This window comes from Streptomyces nymphaeiformis (assembly GCF_014203895.1).
Taxonomy (GTDB): domain Bacteria; phylum Actinomycetota; class Actinomycetes; order Streptomycetales; family Streptomycetaceae; genus Streptomyces; species Streptomyces nymphaeiformis.
The window spans coordinates 228,353-250,397 of the sequence record NZ_JACHJY010000002.1; the positions used below are offsets into that span (position 1 = coordinate 228,353).

Sequence of the window (22,045 nt, forward strand, 5' to 3'; positions counted from 1 at the left end):
ATACACCTAGCGCGTCGCGGCGAGGGCGAGGGAGCCGGTCGCCAGGGCCAGGAACACGGCCGGGAAGGCGATGTTGTGGAGGACGCGGGTCCGGACGTGCACCGCGACCGCGCCGAGGAAGAACAGGACCAGTCCGACGGCGGCCGCGAGGCCGATGGGACGGGCGCCCAGGAGGCCGAGCAGAAGCCCTGCGGCGCCCGCGGCCTTCAAGGCCGCGAGCCAGGGGATCCAGCGTTCGGGCACGCCCACCTCGGCCGAGTTGGCGAGGACGAAGCGGGCCCGGGCGAAGTCCGCGGCGGCGATGCCGGCGTTGGCGGCGGCGGTGAGGAGGGTGACCGAGGCGTAGGTGAGGGACATGTCCTCAAGGCTCCCCACGCGCGGTCTTGGCGTCCAATGCCGGCATCCATAACCTGGCGGCATGGATGTGGACACCCGGCTCCTGCGGTACTTCGTCGCCGTCGCGGAGGAAGGCAGCCTCACGCGCGCGGCGGAGCGGCTGTACGTCTCGCAGCCCGCGCTGACCAAGCAGATCAAGCACCTGGAGGCGCAGCTCGGCGCCCGGCTCTTCACCCGCTCCAAGGCCGGGATGACCCTCACCGAACCCGGCCGGGTGCTCGCGGAGCGGGCGCCCCGGCTGCTTGCGGACCTGGGCCGTGCGCTCCAGGAGGTGAAGGCAGCCGTGGGCCGGGAGGAACGGGTCCTGCGCGTGGGCTACCTGGCGAGCGCGGCCAACGAGTCCACCCGTCCCATCGTCGAGGAGTTCACGCGCCGCAGACCCGACTGGCGGGTGGCGATGCGGCAGGCGGCCTGGTCCGACCCCACGGCCGGACTCGCCGCCGGGGACGTCGACGTCGCCCTCGTACGGCTGCCCTTCCCCGGCCAGGAGCACCTGCGGGTGGACGTCCTGCTGACCGAACCCCGCTGGGTCGCGCTCCCCGCCGACCACCGGCTCGCCGGCCGCGAGACGATCGCGTTCGAGGAGCTCCTGGACGAGCCGTTCGTCGCCGCCCCGGCCGAGACGGGCGCCTGGCGGGACTTCTGGCTCGCCGCCGACGCGCGCGGCGGCCGGCCCGCCCGCATCGGGGCCGTCGTCGACCAGCCCGACGACTGGCTCAGCGCGATCGACCAGGGCCAGGGCGTCGCCCTCGCCCCGGAGTCGGCCGCCCGCTTCTACGCCCGCCCGGGCGTCGTCTACCGACCCGTCACCGGCATCGGACCGACCCGCGTCGGCGTCGCCCGCACCCCCGCCGCCGACACGGACCCGGTCGTACGGGACTTCGTCCGCTGCTGCACGCACATCCGGGACGCGGACACGGGTCAGTCCCACACCTGGTAGTAGTCGCTGGACCAGTTCGCGGGGACGGTGAAGCCGAAGTCGTACAGCTCTCCCGAGCAGCCGGAGCGCGCGTAGCCGGTGACGGCGACGGTTCCCTTCCACCACCAACCGGACAGGTAGTTGTCGGTCGCGGGGGTGTCGAAGCAGTGGCTGACCGGCTGACCGTCCTGGTTGTGGCCCGAGATCAGGACCGAGTAGGTGTCACCGCGGTCGTCGCTGAAGAGGATCTGCTGGCCGTCGGTGCCCGCGGAGGCGGGTGAGGCCGCGAAGGCGAGGGCGGCCAGGGCCCCCGCCACGGAGAGGGCGGAACGGATCTTTGACATGGCGGCGATCGTGGCAGGCCGCGGACACGGAGGCGCCGCTTCCGAGCCGTCCGAGCATCCCCGGGACGTCCCGGGACGCCACAACACCCGCCGCCCAGGGCGTTGTCAGTGGCCCGTGCGACGATCCAAGGCATGATCGTCTCGCTGGATGCCCTGCTGCCCGCCACCGGTACGCACGTGTCGACCACCTACGCCGACTGGGTCGCCGCCCACGACCCGGCCGCGGTCGAGGCCGCGCGTGCGCTGGTCCAGGACATGGGGGCCGAGATCAACCGGTCCTGGACGAAGCCCGGTGCCGTCGTCGACGCGATGGCGCGGCGGGCGCGGCAGCTGCCGCCGGAGCACCTGCCCTGGTTCTGGGACACGGTGGGGCACCGCCTGATCGGTTACGGAAGCAGGCCGGGCGGGCGGGCCTACGTGGCGGCGCGAGCGGCCGAGGACCAGCACGGACTGCCGGTCGATCCCGCCTACCGCCGGGCCAACGGGCTGCTGTTCGCCAAGGGCGGGGCCATGCCCGCCAAGGAGTTCGGCGCCCACCAGCGGTTCCTCGCGGAGACGCTGGAGCCCGCCGCGGCGCACACCGCCCTGGAGGCGTTCCTCACCGCGTGGGCGGCCTCGCCCGCCGACCTCCCGGCGGACCTCGTGCGTCGCGTACGGGCCTCCGCCAAGACGGCAGGACTCGGGGACGCGGAGGTCGCCCGGCTCGTCGGCGCGATCCTGTCCGCCACCCGGAAGAAGTCCGTGCCGGACGCCCTCCTGACGGCGGCCGCACCCCTCCTGACGGCCCATCCGCCGACGGACGCGAGCGCCGCCGGCCTGGTGGAGGTCTTCCCCGGCGGGGTCACCGACGGCGGCGCGTGGCTGCGGCTGCTCATCGGCTGCGGCGCGACCGCCGCGATGGAGGCCGGCCGGGTCGTACCGGAGGGCGGGCTGCACGTCTGGCTGGGCGGGTTCGTCCGCATGTACCAGTACGCCCTGCAGGCCGGCGGCGGAGTCGCGCGCCAGCCGCTCCCCGCGGAACTCCTCGACCTCATCGGCCGGTTGGGGCCGCGCCTGCGGGCCGAGGGCGCGCCGGTCACCCTGCACACCACCCGCCACCACTACCAGGGCTTCGACGCCGACGTCCTCGACGCCTGCCTGGCCGCCGGGGTCGCGGTCGCCGACCCGGGCCCGGACGTCCGGATGCGCTTCTGGGGCGAGAAGTCCCGCCGCGACCTCGCCGCGCTCGCCGCCGACCCCGTGTTCGGCCCCCGCCTGGAGGGCACCGTGCACGCGGACCTGCTGCCGAGCTGGCCCAGGTCGCGCGGCCGGCAGCCCGGATCGGCGGTGACGCTGCTCCCCGGCAACGAAGGCATCGCCCACGAGGTCGCCGGACGGGTCGGCAGGCTCGTCGACATCGTCGGGGGCGGCGGCATGGCCGGCGCCGAGGAGTCCGTGGCCGAGCTGGAGACCCTCCTCGACCGCCCGACCGTGACGGCGCTCGGCGGGATCGCCGACGCCCTCGGCGCGACGAGCGCGGCGGGCGCCCTGCGCCGCTCGCTCGCGGCCGGCCTCCCGGAGGAACTGGTCTGGCCCGCCCTGGAGTCGGTGTACGAGGAGTTCGCAGCGGAAGCGGGAGCGGAAGGAGAAGCCGAAGCGGAAGCCGAGACCGATGCCGAGGACGGTTCCGACGACACCGTCCCCGTCCCGGGCGTGACCGGCGTCGCCGGGGTGACCTGCACCTGGCCGGTGCTCACCGTGTTCGGGCGCGACCGGGCGGTCGCCGTCGACCCGGACGGGGTCCGGGGCTCCTGCCGGTTCACGGTGCCGGAGGACGCGACCATGTACGCCGTCCACTACGCCGGCGGATCCTTCCTCGTCAGCTGGACCGTCAAGCCCGACCCCTACTTCTGCGACACCGCCCACTGGGCGGACCGGCCGGACGAGCCGTTCACCCCGGACGAGCCGGGCGGTCTCGTGCCGTTCGGCGGGAAGCTGGACGGGGCCTACGGCTTCCAGTTCGAGACCGCCGACGGCGGAGGACGGCACGGCGGTCTGCGCGCGCTCCGCCCCGGCGACACGGAGGGCATCGACGGGAACGAGCTGCAGCTCGGCGACGGCACCCGGATCTGGACCAACGGCGTGTACCGGCGTCGCCCCTGGGAGCTGGTGGACCCGGTCACCGGAGAGCCGCGGGGCGGCGCCGACGTGCCCGACTTCCCCGGCCGCCCCGTGAGCGCGGACCCGGCGACGGAACCCTCCGAGGAGGGCATGGCCCTGGCCGTGGAGGCCCTCCACCTCGCACCGCTGCCCGCCGGACTGGCCGACTCCCCGCTCGGCAGCAGGGACGGACTCGTCGGGACCCGGATCCTGTTCCGCACCCCCCACCGCGACCCCGCGGCCGACGAGTACCTGGTGCAGAGCATCGACGGGCGCACGGCCCGGTTCTCCATCGACCGCCAGGGGCAGAAGCCCTGGGCCCTGTGGGCGCCGCCGGAGGGCGCCGCGGAGGACGTCGTCCTCGCCGACGCCGAGACACGCACGGGCGTCCGCGCGTACGCCGCGGACGGCGTCCTGCTGTGGGAGCTGGACGGACACCACTCGCCCCGGCACCCCCGCGTGCAGCCGCCCCGGCGGGTCACCCCCTCCAACGGCGTGGCCCTGCCCCCGGCCTTCTGGTACCTGCTCCGGACCAGGGACGCCGCCGGGTCGCGGGCGCTGCGGGCCGTGGGCCGGGAGACGGCGGACGCACTCCTCAAGGCTGCGTCCGGCGGCACGACGGCGCTCCGCGAGGCCGTGGCACGGGAACTGCCCGACGTCACCGCCCCCGTCCTCGCCGAGGCCGTCGCCGCGGTGGCCGAGCGGGCCGTCCGGGTCGAGGAGCGCCGGCGCGCCCTGCACCGGCGGGTCGCCCTCCTCGCCGAGGCGCCGCCCGTGCGGCTCCGCCGGTCCGCCCCGGACACCGAGCTCGTCCCCGCCCTGCGCGGCCTCGTCGAGAACGGTGAGCCCGACGCCTGGCGGCGGACCCCCGACGTGGCCCTGCCGGCGACGCTGACCGCGCTCGCCGCCGACGGCGCCTTCCTGGCCGGGACGATCGTCGAGGAGGTGCGCCGGCTCTCGCCGCCCGCCCCGCCGCACGACTGGTCGCAGCTCCTCGGCTCGATCGACGCCGTCGCCTGGCGGGCGGTGGTGGCGCCGACCCCCGACACCGAACGGGCCGCGCTCCTCGCGCTCCTGGACACCTGGGCCGACCAGCCGTTCGCCCGCGCGGGCAGCCGCTGGTGGGCGGGGCGGACGTCCGTCCCCGCGCTCGTGGACCTCCTGCGCGCGGGCGGCACGGCCGTCGCGTCCGCGGCCGTACGGGACCGCGACGCGGAGCGCTGGTTCGTCGCGCCCGTCGCCGGGAACCCGCACACCGACCCGGTCCCGGACGTGGCCACCGAGGTACGGCACGTGCGCGTGGAGCGCGACGACGCCGAGCGGCTGCGCGCCCTCGTGGCCGCCGTCGACACCCACGGCCCGCTCGCCCTGCCGGAGTCCGCGGCCGCGCGCTTCGCCGAACTGACCGGCGTACGAAGGGCCGTGGCCCGGCTCGTCGTCGCCGGACTCGTCGGCCGGGACGGCCGGGACGAGGACCGTGCCCTCGTACGCAAGGCCCCCTACAGGGCGAGCGCGCTGACGGCGGAGACGTACGAACGGCTGCGCACCCGGCTCGGTGGCGCGGGCCGGAGGGCCGTCCTGGCCGCCGCGCTGCCCGACGACCCGGCCGAGCTGTGGCAGCCGGGCGGACTCGTCGCCGCCGTGGAACGGATGGCCGGGGCGTGGCGGGAGCTCCTCGGGGCCCGGCCCGCCGTGCACGACGAGACGGCCGACGCCCTGGAAGCCGACCTCGGCCTCGCCGACGTGTGGGCCCGGCGCCTCGCCGGCGGCTACGACGCCGCCGAGGACGCGACCGTGCCCGCGGCCGGCTGGGAACTGGAGGGGAACCCGCACGGCCTGGGCGTGGAGGTCAGGGCCGTGCCGCCGGCCGGCCCCGAGCTGCCCTACCGGACGCCCGTGGGGCTCCCGCTCACGGAGATCGCGAGCGCCCTCGTCTGGGCCTGGACGGACCGGCCCGTCGGCGACCCCGCCCTGGCCGGCGCAGCGGACCTGTACGAGCGGCTCCGCGCCGAACTCGACCGCCCGGAACTGCTCCTGGACCTCCCCGGCGGCCGCGTCAAGGACACGTCGGCGAGGATCGCCGAGCGGTTCGGGCCCGACCGACTCCCCGTGGCCGGACACCCGGAGGAGCGGCCCGATCGCGTCAGCGCCTACGACTCCGGACCCCTCGTGGTGTGCGCCCCCGGCGGAGCCTCCTTCCTCCGCCCCGCGGCCGTCACCGACCCGGAGACCTGGCGGGAGCTCCGCGGGATCACCGACCTCGGCGAGGAACTGGACCGTGTGGCACCGCTCCTCACCGGCGGCGGCCTCGACCGCATGATGCGCCGCGCCGGGTCCGGAGCCGTACCGCCCGGCGCGTACGAAGCCGACCCCCGTCAGTCCTGCCCGGAGCTCGTCGCCCGGGCGGCGGAGAAGCTCGGCGTGGGCGAGGACGCGGCCGCCCTCTACCTCCAGCTGGCGACCCTCGCCGCGCCCACCGACCGGAACGTGCGGCGGTGGAACGGCTGGTCGACCAAGCGGCACGCGGAGGTCCGGGCGGAACTCCTCGCCACCGGCGCGGTCCTGGAGGCCAAGCGCGCACGGGCCGGCCGGACCCTGTTCCTGCCCGGCGACTGGACCGAGCTCAAGGCCCCGCACCTTCCCCTGGAGACCGTGAAACTGACGACCCACCAGGTGCGACCGATGTGGGACAACCGGATCCGCTCCCCGTTCCTGCGGGTGCTGCCGACGGCACCCCTCCACGAGATGTTCGAGGAGGCCTGGGCTCGCGGCAGGTGACGGACGGCCGCCTCACCGGCCGGCCCACGCCCACGACGGCGCCCCGCCCACCGGGGCGGTGGACGGGGCGGCGTCGTCGGAGGAGCGGCCGGTCAGCCGGCGGCGGCCCCGGCGTGGATCTCCGGGCCGGCGGTGTCCGCCCGGGGCGCGAGCACCTTCTGCGCGAAGACGCCGAAGGCGATCCCGAACACCGCCCACAGCACGGCCTGGATGGCCAGGGAGGCGAGCCGGAAGTCCCAGAGCAGCCCGGCGGGGAAGCCCGCCGCGACCGAGTCCTCGTTGTCGGGCAGAACGGCGAAGGCGACCGCCGTGACGGCGACGAAGCCGGCGCCGGCCGCCAGGGTCGCGTTCCAGTTCCCCAGGCGCGGCGCGAGCCGGCGCCCGGCGATCAGGGCGGCGATCCCGAGCAGCACGCTGAGCAGGATCATCAGGAAGAACAGGGTGGTGCGCTTCCCGATGGTGTCCGGATTGCCGACGGCCGGAGGCGTCGCCGGGTACTTGAGGAACGGCACCAGATAGACGGTGGTGAACGCGGCGGCGGCGGTGAGCGCCGCCGTCGCCCGGGGGCTGAAGCGGCCGATGCGGCCCAGCGCGAACGAGAACGCCAGCGAGGCGATGCCGCCGAGCGCCACCCCGTAGACGAGGACGCCGGTGGCGAGGCCGAAGGTCGACTGGGTGGAGCGGCTGACCCCCTCCTCTTCCTCGGCGGCCGGCTCGGCGACGGCGCCGCCGTGGCCCGCGTGGGAGCCGTGGCCGGCCGGGGCTTCGGCGGCCGCCTTGGCCTCCTCCACGGCGATCGCGCCGTTCACGGGCGGCTCACCCACCGCGTAGGCCACGGCGAAGGCGAACAGCCCGGCGATCAGGCCCGCGAGCATGCCGCGGACCAGCAGGGATCGGACAGCTGAGGCGTGCATGTGCTGGGCGCCCCTCAGTGGCAGGGGAAGCCGAGCAGGTGGCGCCCGTCGTGCACCCACTCGTGCACGTCGGTGCCCGCGAAGACGGAGGTGGCGCCCTGCTCGGCGCCCACGAAGTAGAGCGCGATCAGCGCGAGGAGCCCGACGAAGAACGCCCAGGGCAGCACCGCGCGAACCGGCAGCGGAGCCGGTGCGGCGACGGACGGGGTGGAAACAGCAGCGGAGACGAGGGCCTCGGCCATGATGGAACCTCCTGCGGGAACTCGCGTCCCAGACGGTGGTGCAGGACGACGGTCCACGGGTCTGACTCCCCGTGACGTCCCAGGAGGACGCCGCGGCATACAGTGGCGCGACCGTGCCGGATTCTCACCGGACTTCCGTCTCGCCGTCGTCACGCTGTTCAAATGTCGCCTGACGGTACCGCGCGCGGGGGCCGCAGCCAAGGGCGTGAGGCCTGGATCACCCTCGTACGCCCCCGGGTAGAGTCCCGCGCACCGCACCCGCCACAACACGCTCCCGCGTCCCGCCCGTCGCAAAGGAACCCCGATGACCCTCCGGTTGACGCTGATCTCGCCCGCGACGAGCGAAGCGCTCCGCGAGGTCCGGTTCGACGACGACGGGCCGCTCGACCCGGCGGGCATCGCCCGCGCCCAGGCCGTCGCGTCCGCCGTCGACCCGTCCCCGCGCGCGTACGCCTCGCCGTCCCCGCGCTGCCGGGGTACGGCCGAGGCCCTCGGTCTGTGCGCGGAGCCCCTGGAGGAACTCGCCGGCTGCGCCATGGGCCGCTGGCGCGGACAGACACTGGAGGCCGTGGCCGCCGCCGAGGAGGCCGGGGTCTCCGCCTGGCTGTCCGACCCGGCGGCGGCCCCGCACGGCGGGGAGTCCCTGCGGGACCTGCGCATCCGGGTCGGCGCCTGGCTCGACGGCCTCACGGCCGGCTCCGGCCGCGTCACCGCCGTCGCCGAACCGGACGTGATCCGGGCCGCGATGGTCCACGCCCTCGCCGCACCGGACGTGACGGCCTGGCGCCTGGACGTCCGCCCCCTGACCGCCGTCCACCTCACCGGCCGCGCCGGCCGCTGGAACCTGCGCGCGGGAGAGGAACTCGTACAGGGGTAGAGGGCGTCAGGCCGGGCGCTTCCACTCCCGCAGCAGGAGGTAGCCGAGGTACGCCCCTCCGACGGCCATCGTGTACAGGCCGACCGGCAGGTTGTCGAAGAGCGGCAACTGCTGGGCGGTGAGGTCGGCGAGGACCAGGAGCAGGGCGCCGAGCAGCGTCGACATGACCAGGTGCGGGCCGCCGCCGCGGGTGACCCGCTTGGCGATCTGAGGCGCCGTCAGGGAGACGAAGGCGATCGGTCCGGCGACGCTCACGGCGCCGGCGGACAGGACGATCGACAGCGAGACCGCCGCGGTCGCCGTACGGGCGGGGCGGGCGCCCAGGCCGGTCGACAGGTCGTCGCCCATCTCGACGATGCTCAGGGGCCGCGCGAGGAGCGCCGCGAGCGGCAGGCACACGAGCAGCACCAGCCAGATCGTCGTCGCGTCCTCCCACGAGCGGGCGGCGAGGCTTCCGTTGATGTACGCGGTCAGCGCGCTCGCCTTGTCCCGCTCGACGGCGTAGACCACGTACTGGGTGAGGGCGGTGGACATCGCCGCCACACCGATGCCGGCCACGACGAGCCGCCCGGGGTTGCGGAATCCCGACCCCGTGGAGAAGTAGACGACCGCCATGGCGATCACGGCACCGAGCAGCGCGCCGACGGGCACCGGCACGACGTCCGGGAAGAACAGCGCGGCGGCCGCCGCGCCCGCCCCGGAACCCGCGCCGAGGCCGATGACGTCGGGGCTGCCCAGGGGGTTGCGGGTGACCGACTGGAAGAGGGCCCCGGACAGGCCGAAGGCCGCGCCGGTGGCGATGGCGACGACGAGGCGCGGGCCGCGCAGCCGGTTCAGCACGAAGGCGTTCTTGCCGGTGGCCTCGCCCATGAGCGCCGACGGAAGGTCGGCCGGGTCGATGCCGAGCCGGCCCAGGGAGAGCGTGGCCACGGCCGCCCCGAGGAGCAGCAGCAGCGTCACCGCGGCGGCGATCGCGGTACGGCGCCGCACCGGGACGGCCACCCACGGGCCGATCCGCACGAGGCTCCGGCCCGTGGGCCGTACGGGCCGCGACGCCGTCACGGCCGGGGTGTCGATCCGCTCGGCGGTCTTCATGCCGCTCCTCTCATACGACGGACGGCGAAGAGCAGCGCGGGGGCGCCCACGAACGCGGTGACGACGCCGACCATGAGCTCCTGCGGGCGGAGCAGCACGCGCCCGATGACGTCGGCGAACAGCAGCAGGGTGGGCCCCGCGAGCGAGGTGAAGAGGATCTGCAGCCGGAAGTCGGCGCCCACGAGCACCCGGACGAGGTGCGGGACGGCGAGTCCGACGAAGGCGATCGGGCCGACGGCGGCCGTCGCGGCGGCGCTGAGCAGGGTCGCCGCGAGGAGACCGGCGCCCTTGACGCGGGCGGGGCTGACGCCGAGCGACGCGGCCTTGTCGTCGCCCATCGCCATGGCGTTGAGCCCCGGCGCGAGGAGGACGGCGAGGGCGAAGCCGACGGCGGCGAACGGCAGCACCGCCCAGAAGGCGTCGAACCCGCGCCCGCCGAGCGAGCCCACGACCCAGTAGCGGTACGTGTCGAAGACCTGCGGCCGGGACAGCGCGACGGCCTGGATGAACGCGGCGAGGACGGCGGAGAGCACCGCACCGGCGAGCACCAGGCGGACCGGTCCGCTGCCGCCGCCGGCCGTGCCGATGAGGTGGACGACCACACCGGTCGCCAGGGCGCCGGCGAGGGCCCACCAGATGGTCTCGTGCTGCCCGGAGGCGCCGAGGAACGCCGTCGCGGCGACGATGGCGGCGGACGCGCCCGCGTTGATGCCGAGAAGTCCCGGCTCGGCGAGCGGATTGCGGGTGATGCCCTGCATCAGCGTGCCGGCGACGCCCAGGCAGAGGCCCGCGAGCAGCCCGAGCGCGGTGCGCGGATAGCGGCTCTCGACGACCGTGCGGACATAGCCGTCGCCGTCACCGGTGACGACCCGGAGGACGTCGGCCGCGGACGTCGGCTTGCTGCCGAACATCACGCTGGCGAGGACCGCGAGCGCGAGCAGGATCAGACACAGCGCGCCGGCTGCGAAGTGCCGGGCAGGGCCCTGCCGTACGACGGCGGGGCCCTGCCCGATCCGGGAGAGAGTGGTCACGCCGGGAACCCGCCGCTACTTCCCGGCCTTGGCGACGGCCTTGTCGATCATCGGCAGGTACCGCTCGATGCTGTACGGCACCGTCAGCGGGTTGATCATCGACGAGGCGGTGACGAAGGGCTGGTCGTTGCTGTGGACGAGCGCGCCCTTCTTGACCGCGGGGATGGCCGCGTACAGCGGCTGCGCCTCGATCTCCTTGCGGGACTTGTCGTCCATGTAGAAGGTGAAGGCGATGTCGCTCTTGGAGAGCTTGTTGGCGTTCTCCAGGCCGATGAGGGCGGAGTCGGTGCCCTCGGTCTCCTTGAAGGTGTTCACGACCGGGTCGACCTTGAGGCCCAGCTTGGAGACCATCGCGACGCGCTGCTCCTCGGGCTTGAAGACGCCGAGGGTGCCGGGGCCGGTGTTGTAGATGTACGAGAACGTGACGTTCTTGTAGTTCGGGCGCGAGGCGGCGGCGTCGGCGAGCTGCTTGTCGATCTTGGCGGTGAGCTCCTTGGCCTTCTCCGGCTGACCGAGCGCCTTGGCGACGATGTCGATCTGCTGGTCCCAGTCGGTGCTCCACGCCTTGTCGGGGTAGGCGACGGTGGGCGCGATGTCCTTGAGGAGGTCGTACTGCTTCTGCGTGATGCCCGACCAGGGGGCGAGGATGACGTCGGGCTCGAGCTCGGTGATGGCCTCGATGTCGAGCTCCTCGCCGCCGTCGAACTGCTTGGGCAGCGTGGCGCCGGCCTTCTTCACCGCGTCGTGGATCCAGGGCAGGTAGCCGGTCTTGTCGCTGCCCCAGGGGTAGCTCTCGATGCCGACGGGGACGTCGCCCAGGGCGATGGCCGTCTCGGCCGACCCCTGGCCCAGGGTGACGACGCGCTTGGGCTTCTCCTTGATGACGGCCTCGCCGAGCGCGCTCTTGATGGTGACGGGGAACGCCCCCGCCGGAGCCTTGGCCGCGGAGTCCTTCGCGTCGTCCTTTTTGTCGTCCGAGCCGCACCCGGTCACCATGAGGCCGAGCGAGACCGCGGCGGCACCCGCCACGAGAACGCGGCGGCGGAAGGGGGTGAACACAGAAGGCATGGTGGATCCTTGTCTCCGGGCAGAGGTGTGCTGACGCCCCGCCCGATGCCCTCCGGGCAGGGGAATGCCGGGGCAGCGGCCATCGCGAGGCGTTTGTTAGGTGAGCCTAACCTATCCTCGCCTGGCCTGGAGCGCCAGGGCCCGAACCGCCCCGATGAGGCGCCGTCAGCCCGACGCCTCCCACGCCGTCGTCAGGCCGTCCAGCCACGCCGGCGGCAGTTCCGCGGCGTCCCACTCCACGTGCAGGTCCGCCGGTGCCGTGGCGAGCCGTTCGAGGACGGCGACGCTCGTGGGGGAGTGGATCAGGGAGTACCGGCCGTGGATGGCGATCGCGCTGCCCGGCCCGTACTCGGCGTACAGCCGTTCCAGGCGTGCGCGGTGGTCCGAGGTGAACTCCGTCAGCCGGCCCGCGTACCCCGCCCGCTGACGCGAGCTCATCGTGCCGAGCAGAGCCCGCAGCACCTGCTCGGTGACCTCCGGATCGAGGTCGGAGACATCGGCGAAGGACAGGTAGAGCGGAGTGACCGCCACCTTCGTCCGCTCCAGCTCGGTCCGCCCGACGGGCGGACGGTCGTCCGGGGACGCGGCCGACGGATCCGCGGCCACGGCATGCCTCAGCGCCCGCTCGGAGACCGCGCCCAGCGCCTCCGTGACCGCCCGCGCCCCGTCCAGCCAAGCGGCGGCGTACGGCTCGCCCTTCCCGTCGGGCGCGCTCCGCCCGACCGCGCCCACCTCCTCGTACGCGAGGGCCAGCGCGCCCGCCTCGACGAACCCGATCAGCTCCTCCGCGTCGCCGGACCAGACGCCCGCCCGGGCGAGGAGCTGGAGCAGCGTCCTCTTCGCGTTGAGGACACTCGCCTCGTCCAGCTGCTGCCGTCCTTCTCCGGCGGTGCTCACAAGGTCCTCCTCGTCGTAGGAACGGCGCCGTACGCGACCACGCGGAACGCTCCGTTCGAGCCTACGCAACACCCGTCGTCCCGACGCACCCTTCCCCCCTGTGGCGCGCGCGTCGACGGCGGACGGCCGACGCGCGAAAGGGGGTGCGCGACCGGGCGCGGACCCGGATCATCAACCGGGTGACCCCTTCCGACACCCGCACCCGAGCCGTCCCCGCCCGCACCGTCGCAGGCGAGGTCCGATGAGCACGCCGGCCGGCTTCCCCGGCGGCCCCGAACTGTTCCGTCTCAGCCCGGACGTGGCCCACCTCAACCACGGCTCCTTCGGAGCCGTCCCCACCCCGGTCGCCCGGCTCCACCAGGAGCTCGCGGCCGAGGCGGCGGCCGACCCCGACGCCTTCTTCCTGGGCGTCCCCGACCGCGTCGCCGAGGCCCGCGGACGCGTCGCCGCCCACCTGGGGGCCGACCCCGAGGGGATCGCCTTCGTCACCAACGCCACCGAGGCGGCCCAACTCTCCCTGGACGCCCTGGGCCTGGACGCCGACGACGAGGTCCTGGTCACCGACCACGGCTACGGCACGGTCGTCGCGGCGGCGGCCCGCCGCGCCCGGACGGTCACCGTCCCCCTCGACCCCACCCTGCCGGACGAGGACGCGGTGCGCGAGGCGGTGATCGCCGGACTCACCCCCAGGACCAAGGTGGCGGTCCTCGACCACATCAGCTCGCCCACCGCCCGGACCGTCGCCGGCCCCCGGCTGCTCGCCGAACTCCGCGAGCGCGGCGTCACCACCGTCGTCGACGGAGCCCACGCCCCCGGCATGCTCGCCGAACCGCTCGCCGGAGAGCCCGACTTCTGGTTCGGGAACCTGCACAAATGGGCGTACGCCCCGCCGGGCAGCGCCGTCCTGGCCGTGGCTCCCGCGTACCGGGCACGGGTGGCCGCGCCCGTGCGCTCCTGGGAGGACGAGCGGGGCTTCCCGCGCGCGGTCGAGTACCGAGCCACCACCGACTACACCGGCTGGCTCGCCGCCCCCGAAGGCCTCGGCCTGATCGCCGGGCTCGGCGCCGAGAGCGTCCGCGCCCACAACAGCGAACTCGCCCGCCACGGAGCCGAGTTGCTGGCCGGCATCCCCGGCCTGACCCCGCTCCCGTACACCGAGGGCCTCGCCATGCGCTCCCTGCGCCTGCCGCGAAGCCTGGCCCGTACGCAGCAGGAGGCGACCGCGCTGCGCGAGGAGATCGCCGCCCGGCTCGGCTGCCGGGTGCTGATCTGGCCCTGGCCGGACGGCGGCGGCATCCGGATCTGCGCGCAGATCTACAACCGGGCCGAGGAGTACGAACGCCTCGCCGCCGGCCTGCGCACCCTGCTCGCGGACGGCTGAGCGGGTACGGGGGGAGGGGGCCGTTCAGTCCCGGTACACGCGCAGCTCCGCCACCTCGTACGACATCTCCGACGCGTCCGGGTCGGGTGCCGGGTGGTACCGGCCCGCGCAGACCGAGAGGTTCACGATGAGGTGGGCCTTCCAGGAACGCCCCACCCCCCGGCGGTCGTCGAAGGCGCGGGCTCCGTTCACCCACCACACCACGGAACGCGCCCCGAACTCGACCCGCAGGTCCACCCACGCCCCGGGCCGGACGGCGGGGTCCCGGAAGTAGTGGTACCGCCCCCGCACCCGGTTCGACAGCTCCAGGAGGTCCGGGTTGTCGGGGTGGTACTCGAAGACGTCGATCTCCTGGCCGCCGTCGAGCCAGGTCCAGATCGCCGGCCAGGCGCCCGTCTCCGCCGGCAGCCGCACCCGGGCCTCCAGGACGTCGCCCGCCCGCACCAGGAACCCCTCGGCGCTGCCCTCGGTCGTGAGCAGCCCGGCGTCCCAGAGGCCGTCGGCTCTGCGGGTGGCCCGGAACGTCCCCGTCCGGCTGTACGAGGGGTCCTCCACCAGATAGTCGAGCTTGTTGTCGCCGGTGTTCGTCGGCCCGCCGTCGGGATAGGCCCACGAGTGGCCGGCGGACCACTGCTCGGTGGAGGAGAAGTCCGCTTCGAGGACGAGGTTCGCGGGGGTCGACGCCGGACCGCCCCGGCCGGAGCCGTCGCCGCCCCGCCGGAATCGGTCGAAGAACTCGTTGAGCACGGCACCACTCCTTTCGCGCGGGCCTTCCGTCGACCCACGGGAGAGCTGCCCACCTTGCCGCGCACGGATGCGGAGAGGGGGCGATTGGCGACAAAACGCCACCTGGGGGTGGACGTGTTCGACGCCCGGCGTCGAAGGCCTCACCAGGACGGCGGCACTCGAACACACCCCTCGGGGGGTACGTATCAACGCCGCCGGCCCCGGCCGCGGAGGCCGCAGAGACACCCGAGAGGACTCCTTCATGAAGGCACTCCAGTACCGCACCGTGGGCACCCCGCCCGAGGTCGTCACCGTCCCCGACCCGGAACCCGGCCCCGGACAGGTGCTGCTCAGGGTCACCGCCGCCGGTGTCTGCCACTCCGACATCGCCGTGATGAGCTGGCCCGCCGACCAGCTGCCGTTCCCGCTGCCCCTGACCCTCGGCCACGAGGGCGTCGGCACCGTCGCCGCGCTCGGCTCCGGCGCCGAGGGCTTCGCCGTCGGCGACCCCGTCGCCGTGTACGGCCCCTGGGGCTGCGGCGCCTGCTTCATGTGCGCCCAGGGCAAGGAGAACTACTGCCTCCGGGCCGCGGAGCTCGGGATCAGGCCGCCCGGACTCGGCGCGCCCGGCGCCATCGCCGAGTACATGATCGTCGACAGCACGCGCCACCTCGTGCCGCTCGGCGGCCTCGACCCGGTGCGGGCCGTCCCGCTCACGGACGCGGGTCTCACGCCGTACCACGCCATCAAGCACTCGCTGCCGAAGCTCGTTCCCGGCAGCACCGCCGTCGTCATCGGCACCGGCGGCCTCGGTCACGTCGCCATCCAGCTGCTGCGCGCCATGACCGCGGCCCGCGTGGTCGCCCTGGACGTCACCGAGGAGAAGCTCGCGCTCGCCCGGACCGTCGGCGCGCACGACGCGGTCCTGTCCGACGCGGCCGCCGCCGCCACGGTCCGCGAGGTCACCGGCGGCCGCGGCGCGGAGGTGGTCCTCGACTTCGTGGGCGCGCAGCCGACGGTCACGGCCGCCGGCGCGATGGCCGCGGTGGAGGGCGACATCACCATCGTCGGACTCGGCGGCGGCGCCCTGCCCGTCGGCTTCGGCGCCGTGCCGTACGAGGTCTCCGTCACCTCCCCGTACTGGGGGACCCGCGCCGAGCTGATCGAGGTGCTCGACCTGGCCCGGACCGGCGCCGTCGACGTCCACGTCGAGACGTACGGCCTGGACGAGGCCCCGGAGGCGTACGAGCGGCTGCACGCGGGGCGGATCAACGGCCGGGCGGTCATCCTTCCGAACGGCTGACCCACCGAGGACGCAACGATCTTCACCGGGGCTCGTTGATCACGCCATGAAGAACACCGGCACCGGGCGACGCGCCCGACTCCTCGCCTCGACCGTCGCCGTCCTCCTGCTGGGCGTCACGGGGGCGCCGAGCACGTACGCGAGCCCCGACACGCAGGACTGTCCGGCGGCCGAGGTCTTCGCGACCGACAACACCGCGATCATCACGGACCCCGACGACCCGCGCCTCGACACCCGCCTCGTCCGCTTCGGCCACGAGGTGCGGCAGATCATCCGCGCCCACGGCGCACGGCCGGGCGCCTCGGAACTGCTCGACGGCGTCTTCTGGTCCGAGGAGCTGAGGCAGGCGACGTACGAGCGGTCCCGCGAGTTCGACGTCGAGGGGGTCGGCCGCGACGGGCTCCACCACATCGCGGGCGTCATCGCGAAGCAGTACGACCAGGAGGCCGTGCTCACCTTCCGCTGCCTGCCGCGCACGTCGCCGGAGACCGACGCGGTGGAGATCGAGGTCCCCGGGGTCCGTGCGAGCGGCCTGCGAGAGGCGCTCGTCGCGGACCCGGAGGCCCGCGACAAGCTCGGCGGCGGTTCCGTCACCCTCGACGGACGCCTCGTGCTCGTGGCTCCGGTCGACGACCTCCCGCTGGCCCGGAGGTTCACGACGGCCCTCGGCGCCGACTGGGACCGGGCCCAGGTGCGGTACGGGGACCGGGAGTTCGTGACGGGGACGGAGTGACGGGCCTGGCATGGCCGGTTCGGTGTGGCCGGTACGGCGTGACCGGGCGGACCGCCTTGTCCCGGCGCGGGCCGATCGAGTAGCGTCGACCGTCATGAACACCGGACCGGCTTCGCGCCACGCACAGACGGGTCATCCGGTGGACGACTGACCGCCCGGCGGGTGCGCCACACGCACCCCGACGGTTCGGCACGTGGACCCCCCCAGTGCACCGGCACTGCGAGTCCCTTCCACCCGCCGAATCGACAGCGAGGTCATCCACATGGCAGTCACGTTCAACCACACCATCATCGCGTCCAAGAACCGCGACGAATCCGCGCGGTTCTTCCGCGAGTTGCTGGAACTCCCCGAGGCGCCGTCCTGGGGTCCCTTCCTCAACATCCAGCTCACCGACGGGGTCCTGCTCCAGTTCGCCGAACCCCCGGTGGACATCCAGATGCAGCACTACGCCTTCATGGTCGACGACGAACTGTTCGACCGGGCGTACCAGCGCCTGTGCGACGGCGGCATCGAGCACTGGGCCGACCCGCAGATGCGGCGCCCCGGCGAGACCAACACCGAACACGGCGGTCGCGGGGTCTACTTCAAGGACCCCTCCGGCCACGCGATCGAGCTGATCACCCGGCCGTACCTGTAGGCCGACCCACGCCCCGTACGGGCCCGATGGCAACCGGGCCCGTACGGCGGGGCCGCGTCAGGCGAGGAACACCCCGTCGCGGGCCACGACGACACCGCCGTGCACGACCACGTCACGGCGCGGCATGTCGACGACGACCTGCGGCACGCACTCGCCCTGCACCAGGACGAAGTCGGCCGGGGACCCGGGCCTGAAGTCGGCGTGCGCGAGGCCCATGACGTCCGCGCCGCCGTGGGTCGCGACGCGGTAGCACTCCGACAGCTCGTCGTCGAGACGCACGTCCGTCACCCAGCCGAGGATGTGGGCGCGGTGCATCATGTCGGCGTCGCCGAACGGGCTCCAGGAGTCGCGCACACCGTCGGAACCGAGCCCGACCCGCACGCCGTGCTCGCGCAGCCGGGCGATCGGCAGCACCAGGGAGTCCGACGGGGCGACCGTGGTGAGGGCGATGTCCTGCTCGCCCAAGTCGGTTGCGATGGAGCCGAGTTCACTGTCCGTCAGGCCCGGAAGGCAGAAGACGTGGCTGACGGTGACCTTGCCGGCGAGGGAGAGCGCGCGCGTACGCTCCACGATGCCGCGCATCGCCTGCATGCCCTTCTCGCCCCGGTCGTGGAGGTGGATGTCCACGCCGACGCCGTGCCGGTCCGCGATGCCGAAGACGACGTCCAGCTGCTCGTCGAGCGCGTGGTCGAAACCGATCGGGTCGATGCCGCCGATCATGTCGATCACGCCCTCGCGCGCGGCCTTCTCCAGGAGCGCCGCAGTGCCCGGGGTGCGGATGACACCGTGCTGCGGGAAGGCCACGATCTGCACGTCCAGGGCGTGACGCAGCCGCTCGCGGGCCTCCGCCAGGCCCTCCACCCCGGCCAGGCCGTAGGCCGGGGCCACGTCGGCGTGGGCGCGCATGCCGCGGGCGACGGCGTGGCTCATCAGGCCGTAGGCGCGCTCGGCGACCGGGCGGTGCTGCGCGCGGAACAGGTCCACGTCCTGTGCGACGTAGTCGGCGATGGTGGAGGCCGGGCGGCGCGACACCCAGGAGCCGCCCCAGGTGGTCTTGTCGGGGTGGATGTGCGCGTCGACGAGGGACGGGAGCGCGATGCGGCCGCCGCCGTCGACGACCTTCGCGCCGTGCGGCGCGGGGCCGTCCGAGATCCTGCCGTCGTCGACGACGAGGTCCGTCGCCCTGGCCGCGCCGAACGGACGCACGTTGCGGAACACGACGGTCCTGTCGCGCCGCTCGGCACGGTCGGTCCCGGTCGCGGCCTGCGCGGTGCCGGCTGTCGCGGCGCCGGTGGCCGTGGCCCCGGCGAGGGCGGCGGCACCGGCGAGCATGGTGCGACGGGAGAGGGCGGGGGTGGACGGGGGCTGCACGGGGGCTCCTTCGGAGGGGGTGGGACGGGGACGGGGGTGGTTGGTCGCTCCGTTGTGGGCATGCGTTCCGCTGGGGCGAGGGGGGACCCCCTCGCCCCAGCGGAACGCATGCCCACACGGGCGGGGCCCGTCAGGGGGTGGTCAGACCGGGACGCCCGCTCGTACCACGCGGGTCGGGTGCTTCAGGAGGGTCACGTCCGACAGGGGGTCACCCGCCACCAGGATCGCGTCGCCCGCGTACCCCCGGGCCAGTCGGCCCACCGTGCGTTCCGTGCCGAGGAGCCGCGCGGCGCCCGTCGTCGCGGTGCGGATCGCGTCGAGCTCCGACAGCCCCGCGGCCCGCATGAGCTCGACCTCGCGGCCGATCGGCCGCACCGTACCGCCGGAGGAGTCGGTGCCCGCGGCGAGCGGCACGCCGAGTTCGTGCGCGGCGAGGACGGCCCTCTGCAGCAGGGGCAGGTACGTGCGGCCGCGTTCGGCGAGGATCGGGTTCGGGGAGTCGACCATGCCGGCGATGGCGGAGAGCGTGGGGGTGAAGTACGTACCCCTGCGCCGCATCTCGACCAGCGTGCGCTCGCCGACGAACGCGCCGTGCTCCAGGGACCGGATGCCGGCCGTGACGGCGTCGTGGCAGCCCCGCTCGCTGTAGCTGTGGCACAGGACGCCCTTGCCGCGCCGCCGGGCGGCGGCGACGATCTCGGCGAGCTGCTCGTACGAGTACACCTGGGCCAGCGGGTCCTGCTCGGGGAGCCCGGCGCGCTCGTTGACGCGGGTCTTGATGACGTCCGCGCCGCGCGCGAGGTTGACCTCGACGACGCGGCGCAGCGCCTCGGCCGAGCGCACGCCGTCCTTGAGGCGCGCGAGCGGGGTGAGGTCGGGGTCGGCGAGGACGGTGTCGCCGAGGTCCGGGGTGACGAAGACGCCGGCGGCCGTCACGCGGGGCGCGAGGGCCGGGCTGTGCCGGGCGAGTTCGCGGACGGCGATGTCCTGGTAGAAGGTGGTCGACCCGCTGCGCGCGCTGGTCGCGCCCTGGCGGACGGCGTCGCGGGCCTCGGTGGCGGTGCTGAGGTGGATGTGCGCGTCCACCAGGCCCGGCAGGACCCAGTGGCCGTGGGCGTCGAGGACCTCGGCTCCCTCCGGGACCGTGACGGCACCCTCGCGGCCCGCCGCGCGTACGGTTCCGCGTTCGATCACGACGACGGCGTTCTCGGTGACCTCGCCGGTCGCGGGGTCGAGGAGGGTGCCGCCCCGGATCACGAGGTCGCCCCCGGCGGGGCTGCCGTCGCCCCGGGCCGCGGCCGTCGAGGGGGCCGCGGCGGCCGCCGTGCCGGACACGGCCACGGTGCCGGCGAGCGCGGCCGCACCCGCGAGGATGCCGCGGCGGGTCACCGAGGGGGAGGGCGGAGGGCTGGCTTCGAGGCACATGGAAGCTCCTTGGGGGAGTGGGCCGGCGGCGGTTCCCCGTTTTGTATACCAAGTGAGTCGAGGTGGACAAGGGTGAAGATCGACAGGAGAGGGCAACCCTTATGAACTGGCCAGTAAGGGGTTTCCTGGCTCGTCATTTTGGTATACGAATATCGGTACGTGTCGCTCCGCTTCCCGTACGGGCCCGCCGAAATTCGGGTGCGCCGAAGCCGCCCCCGATGGTGCAATCGCCCGATGGGAAGAGCGATGTCCATGACCGTCGACCGCGGGCAGTTCGCCGACGCGGTCACCCCCTGGGAGGACGAGGACTGGAGGGCGGCCGCCCTCGGCTGGTCGGAGCGGGAGCTCGGCCGGCACGGTCTGGAGGAGACGGGGCCCCGTGAGGTCAGGGTCCGGCCCTGGTCGATCCTCGTGCGGTTCCGCATCGGAGCCGGTGAGCGCGAGGCGGTGTGGTTCAAGGCGAGCGCGCCCGACGCCGCCTTCGAGGCCGCTCTCGGCGGCGCGCTCGCCGACTGGGTGCCCGAGCACGTCGTGACGCCCCTCGCGGTCGACGCCGCGCGCGGCTGGTCGCTCCTCCCCGACGGCGGACCCCTCTTCCGGAACGTCCTCGACGCCGGCGGCGCCGGCCCGGAGTCCTGGGCGCAGGCGCTCGGCCAGTACGCGCGGATGCAGCGGGCCCTCACCCCGTACGCGGACCGGTTGACGGCTCTCGGCGTGCCCGGCGGCCGGACCGGTCAGCTGCCGGGCATCTTCGACGGCCTCGTCGAGGGCAACGCCACCCTGGACCCGGACGCCCGCCGCGCCCTGCGGGAGCAGCGGCCCCGGCTCCTCGACTGGTGCGCCGAACTCGACGCGTACGGGATCCCGGACTCGCTCGACCACTGCGATCTGCACGACGCCCAGCTCCTCGCCCCCGCCGCCGGCCGTTTCACCTTCTTCGACTGGGGCGACGCCAATGTCGCCCACCCCTTCGCCAGCCTCCTCGTCCCCGCCCGTGCCGTCCGGGAGCGGCACGGCCCCGAGCATGTGCACGGGCTGCGCGACGCCTACCTGGAGCCCTGGACAGACCTGGGCCACTCCCTCCCGGAGCTGCGCCGTGCCGCGTCGCTCGCCGCCCGGCTCGCCGCCCTCGGCAGGGCGGTCTCCTGGTTCCGCCTCTTCCCCGGAACGCCGACGACGGGGTGCGCCGAGGCGAGCGCCCTCTGGGTGAACGAACTCTTCACCGACTCGCTGGTGCTCTGAACGGCCGGAAGACCGTTTCACTCGTCGCTGGTGTGGCGGAAACGAACCCACAGGGGCAGCGCGAACCAGCACACGAGGTACCACGTGAAGACGACGGCGACGAGCCAGGGCACGTACGTGTTCCGCGTGGCCACCCGCAGAACGAGGAGGAGGGCCGACGTCAGGGTCGCCACGAGGAGGACGAGGCCGGCGAAGGTCAGGCGTGCGGCCCAGGTGACCGCCCGCGGTTTCATCCGGCGACCCGACACGACCCGGTGGAAGGCGACGGGGCCGATGAGCGCGCTGGTGGCCAGCGATGCCAGGACGATGGTGATGACGTAGATCGTCTTGTCGGCCCGCTCCAGCCCTTGGAAGATCGGGGTGAAGACGACGGTGAGCAGGAAGCCGAGGAGGATCTGCACTCCGGTCTGCGCCACCCGGATCTCCTGCATGATGTCCGTCCAGCGCCGGTCGGCCCGTTCCTCCTCGGTCTCGTTCCGGCCGTGCCGCAGCCCTTCCCGAGGGTTCGGGTCGTCCGCCGCCATGGA

Annotated in this window: 20 protein-coding genes; 8 read left to right on the plus strand and 12 right to left on the minus strand. The window is 74.3% G+C overall.

Annotated features, from left to right (window positions below):
• Positions 1 to 6: 6 nt before the first annotated feature.
• Positions 7 to 357, minus strand: coding sequence for a DoxX family protein (locus GGE06_RS07065; RefSeq protein WP_184930292.1), 351 nt, complete (start codon positions 355 to 357; stop codon positions 7 to 9).
• Positions 358 to 418: 61 nt separating this feature from the next.
• On the opposite strand from GGE06_RS07065, the gene GGE06_RS07070 reads away from it, so the two are divergent.
• On the plus strand, positions 419 to 1,336 hold the full coding sequence (locus tag GGE06_RS07070) for a LysR family transcriptional regulator (protein ID WP_116157355.1): 918 nt from the start codon (positions 419 to 421) through the stop codon (positions 1,334 to 1,336).
• Here GGE06_RS07070 and GGE06_RS07075 read toward each other — a convergent pair.
• Positions 1,318 to 1,659, minus strand: coding sequence for a hypothetical protein (locus GGE06_RS07075; RefSeq protein ID WP_184930293.1), 342 nt, complete (start codon positions 1,657 to 1,659; stop codon positions 1,318 to 1,320). The two genes, GGE06_RS07070 and GGE06_RS07075, sit on opposite strands and share 19 nt — an antisense overlap.
• A 132-nt stretch (positions 1,660 to 1,791) precedes the next feature.
• Between GGE06_RS07075 and GGE06_RS07080 the strand changes: the two genes are divergently transcribed.
• Positions 1,792 to 6,576 (plus strand): hypothetical protein, encoded by a 4,785-nt coding sequence (locus tag GGE06_RS07080; RefSeq protein WP_184930294.1) that lies wholly within the window; start codon positions 1,792 to 1,794, stop codon positions 6,574 to 6,576.
• A 92-nt stretch (positions 6,577 to 6,668) separates the two neighbouring features.
• Here the strand turns inward: GGE06_RS07080 and GGE06_RS07085 are convergent, their stop codons facing one another.
• Positions 6,669 to 7,490 (minus strand): CbtA family protein, encoded by an 822-nt coding sequence (locus GGE06_RS07085; RefSeq protein WP_184930295.1) that lies wholly within the window; start codon positions 7,488 to 7,490, stop codon positions 6,669 to 6,671.
• Between the two features lie 14 nt (positions 7,491 to 7,504).
• Complete coding sequence (locus tag GGE06_RS07090) at positions 7,505 to 7,732, minus strand: CbtB domain-containing protein (protein ID WP_116157351.1); 228 nt, start codon at positions 7,730 to 7,732, stop codon at positions 7,505 to 7,507.
• 304 nt (positions 7,733 to 8,036) lie between these two features.
• Here GGE06_RS07090 and GGE06_RS07095 point away from each other — a divergent pair, with 304 nt between their 5' ends.
• Entirely contained in the window at positions 8,037 to 8,609 is a 573-nt protein-coding gene (locus GGE06_RS07095) for a histidine phosphatase family protein (RefSeq protein WP_184930296.1), read from the plus strand.
• A gap of 6 nt (positions 8,610 to 8,615) precedes the next feature.
• Here the strand turns inward: GGE06_RS07095 and GGE06_RS07100 are convergent, their stop codons facing one another.
• The 4 genes from GGE06_RS07100 to GGE06_RS07115 form a co-directional block, all read right to left on the minus strand.
• A complete protein-coding gene (locus GGE06_RS07100) occupies positions 8,616 to 9,704 on the minus strand; it encodes a FecCD family ABC transporter permease (protein ID WP_116157349.1) in 1,089 nt (362 codons plus the stop codon).
• Positions 9,701 to 10,735, minus strand: coding sequence for a FecCD family ABC transporter permease (locus tag GGE06_RS07105; RefSeq protein WP_116157348.1), 1,035 nt, complete (start codon positions 10,733 to 10,735; stop codon positions 9,701 to 9,703). The genes GGE06_RS07100 and GGE06_RS07105 overlap by 4 nt, the downstream gene beginning before the upstream one ends.
• A gap of 15 nt (positions 10,736 to 10,750) precedes the next feature.
• Positions 10,751 to 11,803 carry an iron-siderophore ABC transporter substrate-binding protein gene (locus GGE06_RS07110; protein ID WP_184930297.1) on the minus strand — a complete coding sequence of 351 codons (1,053 nt, stop codon included), beginning with the start codon at positions 11,801 to 11,803 and terminating at the stop codon, positions 10,751 to 10,753.
• A gap of 165 nt (positions 11,804 to 11,968) precedes the next feature.
• Positions 11,969 to 12,700 (minus strand): hypothetical protein, encoded by a 732-nt coding sequence (locus tag GGE06_RS07115; protein ID WP_116157346.1) that lies wholly within the window; start codon positions 12,698 to 12,700, stop codon positions 11,969 to 11,971.
• 241 nt (positions 12,701 to 12,941) lie between these two features.
• Between GGE06_RS07115 and GGE06_RS07120 the strand changes: the two genes are divergently transcribed.
• Positions 12,942 to 14,081 (plus strand): aminotransferase class V-fold PLP-dependent enzyme, encoded by a 1,140-nt coding sequence (locus GGE06_RS07120; RefSeq protein ID WP_184930298.1) that lies wholly within the window; start codon positions 12,942 to 12,944, stop codon positions 14,079 to 14,081.
• Between the two features lie 24 nt (positions 14,082 to 14,105).
• On the opposite strand, the gene GGE06_RS07125 is transcribed toward GGE06_RS07120, so the two are convergent.
• Entirely contained in the window at positions 14,106 to 14,828 is a 723-nt protein-coding gene (locus GGE06_RS07125; RefSeq protein WP_184930299.1) for a LamG domain-containing protein, read from the minus strand.
• Positions 14,829 to 15,069: 241 nt separating this feature from the next.
• On the opposite strand from GGE06_RS07125, the gene GGE06_RS07130 reads away from it, so the two are divergent.
• The 3 genes from GGE06_RS07130 (at position 15,070) to GGE06_RS07140 (ending at position 17,480) form a co-directional block, all read left to right on the plus strand.
• Complete coding sequence (locus tag GGE06_RS07130) at positions 15,070 to 16,110, plus strand: NAD(P)-dependent alcohol dehydrogenase (protein WP_184930300.1); 1,041 nt, start codon at positions 15,070 to 15,072, stop codon at positions 16,108 to 16,110.
• A gap of 46 nt (positions 16,111 to 16,156) precedes the next feature.
• Complete coding sequence (locus GGE06_RS07135) at positions 16,157 to 16,843, plus strand: hypothetical protein (protein WP_184930301.1); 687 nt, start codon at positions 16,157 to 16,159, stop codon at positions 16,841 to 16,843.
• Between the two features lie 262 nt (positions 16,844 to 17,105).
• The gene (locus tag GGE06_RS07140) at positions 17,106 to 17,480 is read left to right on the plus strand and encodes a VOC family protein (RefSeq protein WP_116157342.1); all 375 of its coding nucleotides are present in this window, start codon (positions 17,106 to 17,108) and stop codon (positions 17,478 to 17,480) included.
• Positions 17,481 to 17,537: 57 nt separating this feature from the next.
• Here GGE06_RS07140 and GGE06_RS07145 read toward each other — a convergent pair whose 3' ends face one another.
• Positions 17,538 to 18,812 carry an amidohydrolase gene (locus GGE06_RS07145; RefSeq protein WP_184930603.1) on the minus strand — a complete coding sequence of 425 codons (1,275 nt, stop codon included), beginning with the start codon at positions 18,810 to 18,812 and terminating at the stop codon, positions 17,538 to 17,540.
• Between the two features lie 180 nt (positions 18,813 to 18,992).
• Complete coding sequence (locus GGE06_RS07150; RefSeq protein ID WP_116157340.1) at positions 18,993 to 20,276, minus strand: amidohydrolase family protein; 1,284 nt, start codon at positions 20,274 to 20,276, stop codon at positions 18,993 to 18,995.
• Between the two features lie 252 nt (positions 20,277 to 20,528).
• Here GGE06_RS07150 and GGE06_RS07155 point away from each other — a divergent pair, with 252 nt between their 5' ends.
• Positions 20,529 to 21,518 (plus strand): aminoglycoside phosphotransferase family protein, encoded by a 990-nt coding sequence (locus GGE06_RS07155; RefSeq protein WP_246532366.1) that lies wholly within the window; start codon positions 20,529 to 20,531, stop codon positions 21,516 to 21,518.
• A 17-nt stretch (positions 21,519 to 21,535) separates the two neighbouring features.
• On the opposite strand, the gene GGE06_RS07160 is transcribed toward GGE06_RS07155, so the two are convergent.
• Positions 21,536 to 22,042, minus strand: a complete 507-nt coding sequence (locus tag GGE06_RS07160; RefSeq protein WP_116157338.1) for a DUF6328 family protein — start codon at positions 22,040 to 22,042, stop codon at positions 21,536 to 21,538.
• Positions 22,043 to 22,045: the final 3 nt, after the last annotated feature.